The 9,466-nt window shown below is 59.8% G+C and carries 10 protein-coding genes and 1 riboswitch; of the genes, 6 read left to right on the top strand and 4 right to left on the bottom strand.

What is annotated here, in order from left to right; translation table 11 throughout:
• Nucleotides 1-66 precede the first annotated feature (66 nt).
• On the top strand, nt 67-207 hold the full coding sequence (locus OP495_RS08260; protein WP_280562912.1) for a DUF2256 domain-containing protein: 141 nt from the start codon (nt 67-69) through the stop codon (nt 205-207).
• 65 nt (nt 208-272) lie between these two features.
• On the opposite strand, the gene OP495_RS08255 is transcribed toward OP495_RS08260, so the two are convergent.
• The gene (locus tag OP495_RS08255; RefSeq protein WP_280568507.1) at nt 273-1,703 is read right to left on the bottom strand and encodes a sorbosone dehydrogenase family protein; all 1,431 of its coding nucleotides are present in this window, start codon (nt 1,701-1,703) and stop codon (nt 273-275) included.
• Nucleotides 1,700-2,128: a DUF2231 domain-containing protein gene (locus OP495_RS08250; protein WP_280568504.1), complete on the bottom strand. Its 429-nt coding sequence runs from the start codon at nt 2,126-2,128 to the stop codon at nt 1,700-1,702. Before OP495_RS08250 ends, OP495_RS08255 begins: the two co-directional genes overlap by 4 nt.
• Before the next feature lie 333 nt (nt 2,129-2,461).
• Here OP495_RS08250 and OP495_RS08245 point away from each other — a divergent pair, with 333 nt between their 5' ends.
• The 3 genes from OP495_RS08245 to tenA all read left to right on the top strand — a co-directional run bounded on the left by OP495_RS08245 (nt 2,462) and on the right by tenA (nt 6,331).
• Nucleotides 2,462-4,177, top strand: a complete 1,716-nt coding sequence (locus tag OP495_RS08245; protein ID WP_280568501.1) for a mechanosensitive ion channel domain-containing protein — start codon at nt 2,462-2,464, stop codon at nt 4,175-4,177.
• A 385-nt stretch (nt 4,178-4,562) separates the two neighbouring features.
• Nucleotides 4,563-5,405: a hydroxyethylthiazole kinase gene (gene thiM, locus OP495_RS08240; protein ID WP_280568499.1), complete on the top strand. Its 843-nt coding sequence runs from the start codon at nt 4,563-4,565 to the stop codon at nt 5,403-5,405.
• Between the two features lie 63 nt (nt 5,406-5,468).
• A riboswitch (TPP riboswitch) is annotated at nt 5,469-5,576 on the top strand.
• Nucleotides 5,577-5,656: 80 nt separating this feature from the next.
• Nucleotides 5,657-6,331 carry a thiaminase II gene (gene tenA, locus OP495_RS08235; protein WP_280568496.1) on the top strand — a complete coding sequence of 225 codons (675 nt, stop codon included), beginning with the start codon at nt 5,657-5,659 and terminating at the stop codon, nt 6,329-6,331.
• A 16-nt stretch (nt 6,332-6,347) separates the two neighbouring features.
• Here tenA and OP495_RS08230 read toward each other — a convergent pair whose 3' ends face one another.
• Both OP495_RS08230 and OP495_RS08225 read right to left on the bottom strand, forming a co-directional pair.
• Nucleotides 6,348-6,803, bottom strand: a complete 456-nt coding sequence (locus tag OP495_RS08230; RefSeq protein ID WP_280568494.1) for an MFS transporter — start codon at nt 6,801-6,803, stop codon at nt 6,348-6,350.
• Nucleotides 6,804-6,811: 8 nt separating this feature from the next.
• Nucleotides 6,812-7,609 carry an MFS transporter gene (locus OP495_RS08225; protein WP_280568492.1) on the bottom strand — a complete coding sequence of 266 codons (798 nt, stop codon included), beginning with the start codon at nt 7,607-7,609 and terminating at the stop codon, nt 6,812-6,814.
• A 217-nt stretch (nt 7,610-7,826) separates the two neighbouring features.
• Here OP495_RS08225 and OP495_RS08220 point away from each other — a divergent pair, with 217 nt between their 5' ends.
• Nucleotides 7,827-8,174, top strand: coding sequence for a hypothetical protein (locus OP495_RS08220; protein WP_280568513.1), 348 nt, complete (start codon nt 7,827-7,829; stop codon nt 8,172-8,174).
• Nucleotides 8,175-8,217: 43 nt separating this feature from the next.
• A complete protein-coding gene (locus OP495_RS08215) occupies nt 8,218-9,465 on the top strand; it encodes an AGE family epimerase/isomerase (RefSeq protein ID WP_280568490.1) in 1,248 nt (415 codons plus the stop codon).
• The last annotated feature ends 1 nt before the right edge of the window (nt 9,466 follow it).

Raw genomic sequence — 9,466 nt, 5'->3', positions numbered from 1 at the left:
CGTTCAGCTGTTCGCGGTGGCATCGTTCGCCATACTGATCCGGGGTGGGCTTCGGGAGACGCCTTGATGCCGCATCGCAAACCTCACCTCCCCACCAAGATCTGCCCGGTGTGCCAGCGCCCCTTTGCCTGGCGCAAGAAGTGGGCGCGGGACTGGGAGAATGTCGTCTACTGCTCGGCGCGGTGTCGCCGCGAGAAGAAGGGGTGATGCGAGCCACTCGGTTGGCGCGCCGATGCAGTATGGCGTTACTTCATTATGAACAGGCGAGGCGTTCATCCCTCCCCGGCGTATCCGTCCTCGGGCATCTCGTGCTCGTCTTCAGGCGTTGTTGATGCCTCGTTGGATGGTGCCGACTCGTCCTCTGACGCGTTGCTTTCTGCGGGCTGTGCGTTCGCATCGTCTCGCGTCACTCGCCAGATCGCATTGGTCATGTCGTCGGCGATGATCACCGAGCCATCCGGGCTGACGGTGACGCCGACGGGGCGGCCACGTGTCTTGCCGTCATCGGTTAGAAAACCGGAGACGAAATCGACGGGGTCGCCAGCAGGCTGCCCATCCTCGAATGGGATGAAGACGACCTGATAGCCAACGGGGTCGGCGCGGTTCCAACTGCCGTGTTCGCCGACGAAGGCGCCGTTGGCGAACTGCTCGCCCACTGCCGCGTTGGAGAAGTCGACGCCCAGCGGGGCCCGGTGGGAGCCGAGGCTGTAGTCGGGGGAGATTGCCGACTCCACCAGCTCTGGATTCTCCGGCTTCACACGCGGATCGACGTGTTGCCCCCAGTAGCTGTAGGGCCAGCCGTAGAAGCCGCCGTCCTGAATGGAAGTCAAATAGTCCGGCACCAGATGCGGCCCAAGTTCGTCGCGCTCGTTGGCGACGGCCCAGAGGTCATCCGTGCCCGGCTGAATCGTCAGTGCAGTCGGGTTGCGCACGCCGGTGGCATAGGCGCTGTGTGCGCCGGTTTCTGGGTCGATCTCCCAGATTTCCGCGCGGTCGACTTCCGCCGCCATGCCGCGCTCGGTGATGTTGCTGTTGGAACCGATGCCGACGTAGAGAGATTCGCCGTCCGCGCTGGCGGTCAGTGATTTGGTCCAGTGGTGATTGATCTTCGAGGGCAGCGGTGTGATCACCTCCGGTGGGCCGCTGGCTTCGGTCTGGCCTTCTTGATAGTCGAAGCGAACGAGCGCGTCTTGATTGGCCACGTAGAGATCGTCGTCCACCAGGGCGAGGCCGTAGGGCGCGTTGAGGTTTTCGGCGAAGACGCTTTGTTCTTCGTAGGTGCCGTCACCGTCTTCATCGCGCAGTAGCGTCAGGCGATCGCCGCCGGAAACCGAGGTGGTACCTTGCGACTGGATCAAGCCAGCGATGAAATCTTTCGGCCGCGATTTGGGCGCGTTACCGCCGCCTTTGCCTTCCGCCACCAGAATGTCGCCATTTGGCAGCACTAGCGTCTGGCGCGGGACTTTCAAATCGGTGGCGATGGCGGTGATCGTGTAGCCATCGGGCACCGTGGGTTTCGCGTCGCCCCATTGTGCCTTCTCGGGCACCGCCATGTTGGGCAGAAGGCCTCGTTGCGGCTCGGGAAGCTCTGGGTTAGGGCCGTACTGCTGGCCCGAATCGGCGGCGTAGGCGCCACCGGCGAGCAGCAGGATCGAGAGCGGTGCGGCATAACGCATGCCAGCGTACTTGTGTGCGAACTTCATGACTGACCTCCGCTCTTGCGGCTGATGAACCCGATCCAGATCGTGACGAAGGAGAGCACGGCAATGACGACGGAGAGCATCAAGCCGGTCGGCATCATCGCCCAGGCATCCCTGGCGTGAACCAGCGTATTGACGAAGGCAAAAATCCAGGTCACCAGCAACAGCAGAAAGTAGAAGACGGCAAGGCCGCGACTTTTGGCGGGGCGGAACACCCCAATCAGCGCGCAGATCAGCGCCAGGCCGCAGAACACCAGGCCACCGGCGATCAGCCAGGAGGCGAAGTGACTCCACTGGATTTGGTAAGTAGTGGAATAGGCGTAATCGCTCAATGCGGCGCCCAAGAAGAGAGGGAAGGTGCCCGCAAGCAACATTCCATGAAGTGGATTCGGCCCGCTTCGAGCCGGTCGTTCGGCGGTGGCAATCACGGCAAACTCCTTTTGCGGATCAATGGAAGACAACGCGTCGTCATGGCTGGGCTAATGACGGGCGTAAGATGTCTTCGGCCGCAGTGTAGTCTGCTCATTCAGGCACCATCAAAATAGATGTTCCGTCGGTTCTCCTCGCTCGCCCATGACATGCTGGTTCAACCCCGACACGGGGTGCCGGACAATGAAGACTGGACGCGGCATTTGCCGGTGGGCTGTACTGCAAGCAACCACGAACTTGGTGGCCTTTTATGGATCAAGGCTCGGCCGGGTCGGAATCGATCCGGTGGCAGGTGGAATGCATGGATGGCTCATTGAATCGGTAAGGGACGTATGAAGAAACATGGCGCATGGCGACTGTGGCTGGTGGCTGCAGTAGCTTTCATCTTTTCCAGCCTATGTATGGCGCAAACGCCGGATGGCGAAAGCGGTGATACGCGCTGGTTCTCCGTCGATTCGCTAAACGCGGGGCTGGGCAAGGTTCCCAAGGCGGTCACACGCATGACGCCACGGGAGGCGATTCGTAGCTTTTTGACACTGACCGAGAATGAGGACTTCGCGGCGGCTGCGCATATCCTCGATCTCTCCGAGCTGACCCCGGCGGAGCAGCGAGAACGAGGGGGCCAGTTGGCCAGGCAACTGGCCGAGGTTCTCAAACGTGGCGAATGGATTAATATTTCCGGCCTCCCTGGGCGCCAGGATGCCGCCATCGAGGATTCCACGGGCCAGCATCCCCAGGCAGGAGAGCCTCGACGGAATCTCAAACTGGCATCGCTCACCGCCCAGGGTGAAACCTACGACATCCGTCTGGGCCGATATCGAGTAGGCGATGAGGCGCCAGTCTGGTTAATCATGCCGGATAGTGTGTCGTCGGTGCCGCTGCTTTACGAGGAATACGGCCCCTTGATGTTTGAGGCTTATATCCCCGAGCGCTTCAAGGCCTCGTTTGGGGTGCTCAGAATCTGGGAGTGGATCGCCATTCCGGTTTTTCTGTTGCTGGTAGGTCTGATGGGACGGTGGGTCCATCATCTGGTCGGGGTGGCAACACGCTGGCTGCCTTCCGGCGCGCCAAGCATCTTCGCCGGTCGAATCAAGGTGCCTGTAGCACTCGTCGTCATGTCATTAGTCACCCAAGCGTTGCTCGACTATGCGGTATCTTTCTCGGCCGTGGCGACGACGTCCTTCCGGGTGCTGTTGATCGCTATTCTGGCCTGGGGTGGCGGTACGATCGCGCTACGTCTCGTCGATACCCTCATGCTGAACATAACTCGGCATCTCATGGGGCAAATCGATGACACCAAGCCCCAGGACGCACGTAAGTTCCTGACGACACTCTACGCGTTGCGACGCATCATAATCCTGATCACGGTCACCGCTGTTTCGATTTATGTACTGAGTCAGATCCAGCTATTCGAGACGCTGGGGCTATCCCTGATGGCGTCGGCCAGTGTCTTGGCGGTGCTGGTGGGTATTGCCGGCCAGACTGTACTCGGCAATATACTGTCTTCGTTTCAGCTCTCGTTGGCCAAGCCCATACGCATCGGCGACTTAGTGGTCTTCGAAGACCAATGGTGCTATGTGGAGGGTATTTTCTATACCTACATTCGCTTGAGGGTCTGGAACGACCGGCGCTTGATCGTGCCGGTCACGTACTTCGTCTCCAGGCCCTTCGAAAACCTGTCGGTCAAGAGTACCAAGGAGTTCAGAAGCCTGGAGCTGATTCTCCACTTGAGCGCTGATATTCAATGCCTCAGGGAGAAGTTTCTGGAGTACGCTCAGGAAGAAGATAACGTCATCGAACACCACAAGCTTTCTTGTTACGTGACGGGGCAGACAGAGAGGGCGCAGACGGTCGTTTGCTACCTGATGACGTCGGATCCTTTCGCCGGCTGGGTCGCTGAAATGAATGTGCGGGAGAAATTGATGGCCTTCATTCGGGACAACCACCCCGAGTGGTGGCCGCGTGAGGTGACGGCTATCAGCGAACATGATGTGGCGCTCGGTGAAAGGTCGGGGCGTGCGTCTGGTCACGGCGATGGGACTTCTTGATGAAGACTCGCCACGGTGCTAAGCGCTTTGAGTGGGGTGAGGTCAGCCATGTGTGTGCCAAGTCTAGAATCACCGTTCGGTAATTCTAGTGCCATATATCGTGACTTTCAGCCCTATAATTACTGAGCGGTAATTTCGAAATAACTGGATCGTGCCGATGTGATCGCGTTCCACCGGCAGCGAAACGCGCTGCATAAAGCACGGTGATAAAGTCCAGAAATTTTGCACGCGGGGTGCTCGCTGGCTAATCCCGCAACGCCTTGGATTTCGTAGACCCCCCAAGGATCTATACTGAAGGCATCAAGGAGGTCCTGTTGAGCCGACAGAGATGCACGAAAACGTATTATCAAGCACTTAGATCAAACCTGAACACTGACGCTCGAAAATGACCGACTATACCAAGCTGGTACCTTCACTGCTTTTAGCCAGCATGAGAGAGGCGAAGCCACTCGTCCAATGCATCACCAATCATGTGGCGGTGAATTTTTCGGCTAATGTGCTACTGGCGGCAGGGGCTTCCCCCGCCATGGTTCATGCGCCTGAAGAATCCGGTGAGTTTGCCGCGAATGCGGGGGCACTCACTATCAATATCGGCACGTTGTCGCCCACTTCGTTAGAGGGCATGAAAGTCGCCGTACAAAGCGCCAATCAGGCCGCTGTTCCCTGGATACTCGATCCGGTTGCGCATTTTGCGACGGCCTTCCGACGGCAGGCCGTCGCTGATCTGCTGGCATTGCGGCCGACCGTGATTCGCGGCAATGCCTCCGAGATCATATCGCTTGGCGACGGACATAGTGCTGGACAGGGCGTCGATAGCGGCGATTCGGTCGAGCGAGCCGAAGAGGGCGCCAGAGCCCTCGCAAAGGCGCAAGATGCTATCGTCGCCGTGACAGGCGCAACAGATTTTGTGACCGATGGCACGCGCGCGGTACGTATTGCCGGCGGCTCATTCTGGATGTCTAGGGTAACGGCCATGGGATGTGCATTGACTTGTGTTGTCGGTGCTTTTACTGCTGTTGCATCGGATGCACCATTCGATGCCACCGTTGCTGCCCTGACCACGTTTGCCGTTGCTGGGATCGATGCAGCAAAGGAAGTCAGCGGCCCCGGTTCTTTCATAGTGAATTTTGTCGATGCGCTTTATGCACTCGACGCCGATGGCCTCCATGTCGGGGAGGACGAAATAATTACAGCTTTGGCCTCCGCATCACACCATCGCTTTTTGTAAACAGCGAGCACCAAGCTCAGCGCAGTTGTTGAAAAAACAACCCTCAGTTGGCTAATGTATTGACCGTGCTTGACGGGGTGCCGGGCGATCCGGCTGAGAGATGCATAGCGCATCGACCCGTTGAACCTGATCCGGCGAATGCTTGCGTATGCAGGCGGGTACTGGCGTAGGGAATCAAGCGGGCTTATGACAACACATCTGCCTGTCCCTCGTGGTCTCCGGATCTTGCTTGGTAACGACCGGAGACAATCATGGGCTATAGCTTCAACGATCTAAAAAACGCGTGCGCGACTGACTGGCAGGCTTATATCCAGCACGATTTCGTGCGCCGACTGGGCGACGGTACCCTCGAGCCGGGCGCATTTCGCTATTATCTCCAGCAGGATTACCTGTTCCTTCAGAATTTCGCGCGAGCGTATGCGCTGGCGATCTATAAAAGCCGCAATATGGCGGATTTGCGCCAAGCCTTTGACGGTCTCAAGGCCATCATCGATACCGAGCTGACGCTGCATGTCGACTATTGCCGGGAATGGGGGGTCACCGATCATGAACTGGCTCGGTTATCAGAAGATCGGGCCACCATGGCCTATACACGTTACGTGCTCGATACCGGTAATCGGGGCGATTTACTCGATATGCATGTGGCGCTTGCCCCGTGCCTGGTGGGCTACGGCGAAATCGCCAATGTTCTCAACAGCGAGCCGACAACGATACGCGCCGCCAACCCCTACGATGCCTGGATCGCCATGTACGAAAGTCGAGAGTTCCAGAGCGCTATGCACAGCGAAATCGAATGGCTGAACGAACGGTTGTCCGGCGTGACTGAACAGCGCTTTGAAGAACTCGTGGGAGTTTTTCGAGATGCGACCCGCCTGGAGATCGATTTCTGGCAAATGGGGATCGACTGGCAATCTCGCAGTCAATAGCGAGATCGGCTCCTCTTCACGACTTGCTTTGGCGATGGGCTCCCTGTGGCCAAGGATACAAGCGTCCTCGACGCTGTTGAACCAGCAAGCGTGCTCCGATCAGGGCGGCCATGACGCCGGCACTGGCCCCGACGCTCATCGCCCAGCGTGGTCCGGCGTGATCGGCCAGCCAGCCGACGATGGGGGCGCCGAGAGGGGTGCCCCCCATGGTGATCGCCATGCGCAAGGCCATTACGCGGCCACGCATCATCGGCGTCGTCGAGAGCTGAATCAGCGCATTGGAGGCGGTCATGAAGGTCAGCGCGGCCAGACCCGTCAGCATCAGGGCGGCGGCGAAGAGATATTCGTTGGGAGCGAGCGCCGCCAGACCGCAGCAGACACCGAATCCCAAAGTGGAGAAGCACAACAGCCGCATCTGCGGGCGCTCGCGCTTGGCTGCCAATAGTGCACCCGCGACCGAGCCGACGGCCAAGGATGAGGTCAGCAGGCCGTACTGCCCCGCCTCGCCTCGCCATGGAAGACGCGTACCGACATGGTGGAAATATAGACCGCGAAGTTGAAGCCGAAGGTGCCGATCATGAAGAGCATCAGCAAGATGGCTTTCAACTCGGGGCGCTGCCAGACATAACGGAAGCCTTCCGTCAGTCCGCCGGCATTATGTCTTGGCCGGGTGACGGGGAGCAGTTCGTCGCGCCGTAGTAGACATAGCGACCCGAGCACGGCGGCGAAAGAAGCCGCGTTGATCATGAAAACCCAACCGCTGCCGACGGCGGCGATCAACAGCCCGGCAACGGCGGGACCGATCATCCGTGCGGCATTGAAGGAGGTCGAGTTGAGGGCCACCGCGTTGGAAAGATGCTTTTCGCCGACCAGATCGTTGACGAAGGTCTGTCGTGCGGGGGCATCGAAGGCCGTGACACAGCCAAGCCCCAGGGCGAAGGCATAGACCTGCCAAAGTGTCACCACGCCGGTGAGAGTAACCAGCCCCAGCCCTACTGCCATTAACCCAAGCAATGCCTGAGTGAGAAGGATCAGTCGGCGGCGGTCGAAATGGTCGGCGGCATAGCCGGTCAGAGGAAGCAGCAGCAACTGTGGGCCGAACTGTAAGGCGATGGTGATGCCCACGGCGCTGGCATCGTGGTCGGTGAGTACGGTCAGAACCAGCCAGTCCTGAGCGATGCGCTGCATCCAGGTGCCGATATTGGAGACCAGGGCGCCGATGGCCCACACTCGGTAATTGTAAAAACGTAGCGAGCGAAAGAGGCGGGTATCGCTCATTTCGTGCGTGGTGGCTGGTCGATGACGTAAGCGCTATAAGTCGAGTTGCAGTGCATGAACATCTCGGATCAGTTGGAAAGATCGGTTGGCGGTTTTAATCCTTTAATGGCCGTTGTACCACGGCCTGGCCTCACGCATGATTCAGACCATGGTGGAAACGCCCCGATTCGATATTCGCGAAGTTAAACCATTCACCCCCGAGTGCCTGAGCGAGCCCATGTCCGATAGTCCGCTAGCGCCTGCCGCCGCCGTACGCGAAACGCTTGAAGCAGCGCCACGAGAGAAGTTGCCGATGACCTACCAGGACGTTGCCGACACGCTTGGCCTGCAGCCGCCGCGCACCATCCAGCGTGTCGCTCAGGCGTTGGAAGATACGATGCGCGAAGATGCCGCACAGGCCCGACCTTTCATCGCGGCGCTGGTCGTCAGCCGCCGCGCGCCGCACATGCCAGCACGCGGCTTCTTCGAGCTAGCCGTCGAACTGGGGCGTTTTTCCGCCGATAACTCCTTGCATGCTCAGGCGTGGCGGGAGGAATATCAGCGCGTGCTGGCGGCGCATAAGTGAATTCCGTTGGCTTTACTTATCCAGAACTCAAGGCGTGTACGACATGACAGATAACAATCACGCACTATCACGGCGCTGGCTGGAAACCGAGACGCATCACTATTGGCTGACGCGAGAGGGCTTGAAGCTGCTCGATTTTCATCGTCAGGCACGCCTGCCGAGCGGCGGTTTTGCGCCGCTGGACGGTGATGGGCGGATTCCTGCAAATGCCGGCGCCGATACGATGATCACCGGTCGCATGGCGCATAGCTATGGATTGGCGGCGATGCAGGGCGTGCCGGGCGCGGCGTCGCTGGCCGAGCATGCCATACGTGCCTTGACCGGATTGCTGCGCGACGAGCAGGACGGCGGCTGGCTGGCGGGCGATCCCGCCTCGACGGAGGATCGCACCAAGCAGTGCTATTTGCATCACTTCGTCGCCCTAGGGGCCGCGACAGCGACCCAGGCGGGCATCCCCGGTGCGGCGCGGCTGCTCGATGAAGTGGTCGAGGTCATCGAGACGCGCTTCTGGTCGCCAGCGGAGCAGGCCTTCGTCGAGAGCTACACACAAGGCTGGCGTGAGCTGGCGGACTATCGTGGCGGCAACAGCAACATGCATGGCGTGGAGCTATGCCTGGCGCTGGCCGATGTGCGCGATGAGCCACATTGGCTGGATCGGGCGCTGGCTATCGTCGAGCGCTTGATCCATCAACACGCGGCGCCGCGCGACCATCGCATACTCGAACACTTTCATGGCGACTGGTCCGAATGGCCGACGTACAACGCCGAGCAGCCGCATCACGATTTCTACCCGTATGGCGCGACGCCGGGACATGGCTTTGAATGGTCGCGGCTGATGCTGCACCTGGAGGCGGCGCTTCAAGCACGTGACTGTGAGGCGCCTGCCTGGTTGTTCGTGGACGCCGCCGCACTGTTCGAGGCAAGCCTACGTGATGGCTGGGCCAGCGACGGCGCGCCCGGGTTGGTGTACACCGTGGATTGGCAGGGCCAGCCCAGTTCCCGGCGGCGGCGCCACTGGACACATGCCGAAGCGCTGGCAGCTGCCGGTGCGTTGCTGCAGCGCACCGGCGAGGCGCACTACGAGCACTGGTATCGCCATGTGTGGGACTTCATCGACACGACTTTCATCGATCGGGCGCGTGGCGGCTGGTACCAGGAACTGGATCATCGCCTCGCCATCGACCCGGAGCAGGGCGACGTCAAACCCGACCTTTATCACGCCTATCAAGCCACCTTGCTGCCGCGTCTACCGCTGGCGCCCGCGTTGGCCGTGGCGGTCGAGCGCTTGTAAA

This window comes from Chromohalobacter sp. 296-RDG (genome assembly GCF_029889885.1).
Classification (GTDB): Bacteria; Pseudomonadota; Gammaproteobacteria; order Pseudomonadales; family Halomonadaceae; genus Chromohalobacter.
The sequence above is the reverse complement of the archived record's forward strand: the minus strand, read 5'-3'. Positions and strand labels throughout refer to the sequence as shown.

Excerpts from the sequence above, each read along its gene's own strand:
- OP495_RS08260 (WP_280562912.1), top strand. The coding sequence starts at position 67 with ATGCCGCATCGCAAACCTCACCTCCCCACCAAGATCTGCCCGGTGTGC.
- tenA (WP_280568496.1), top strand. The coding sequence starts at position 5,657 with ATGGGCTATAGCTTCAACGATCTAAAAAACGCGTGCGCGACTGACTGG.
- OP495_RS08245 (WP_280568501.1), top strand. The coding sequence starts at position 2,462 with ATGAAGAAACATGGCGCATGGCGACTGTGGCTGGTGGCTGCAGTAGCT.
- OP495_RS08220 (WP_280568513.1), top strand. The coding sequence starts at position 7,827 with ATGTCCGATAGTCCGCTAGCGCCTGCCGCCGCCGTACGCGAAACGCTT.
- OP495_RS08215 (WP_280568490.1), top strand. The coding sequence starts at position 8,218 with ATGACAGATAACAATCACGCACTATCACGGCGCTGGCTGGAAACCGAG.
- thiM (WP_280568499.1), top strand. The coding sequence starts at position 4,563 with ATGACCGACTATACCAAGCTGGTACCTTCACTGCTTTTAGCCAGCATG.
- OP495_RS08255 (WP_280568507.1), bottom strand. The coding sequence starts at position 1,703 with ATGAAGTTCGCACACAAGTACGCTGGCATGCGTTATGCCGCACCGCTC.
- OP495_RS08225 (WP_280568492.1), bottom strand. The coding sequence starts at position 7,609 with ATGAGCGATACCCGCCTCTTTCGCTCGCTACGTTTTTACAATTACCGA.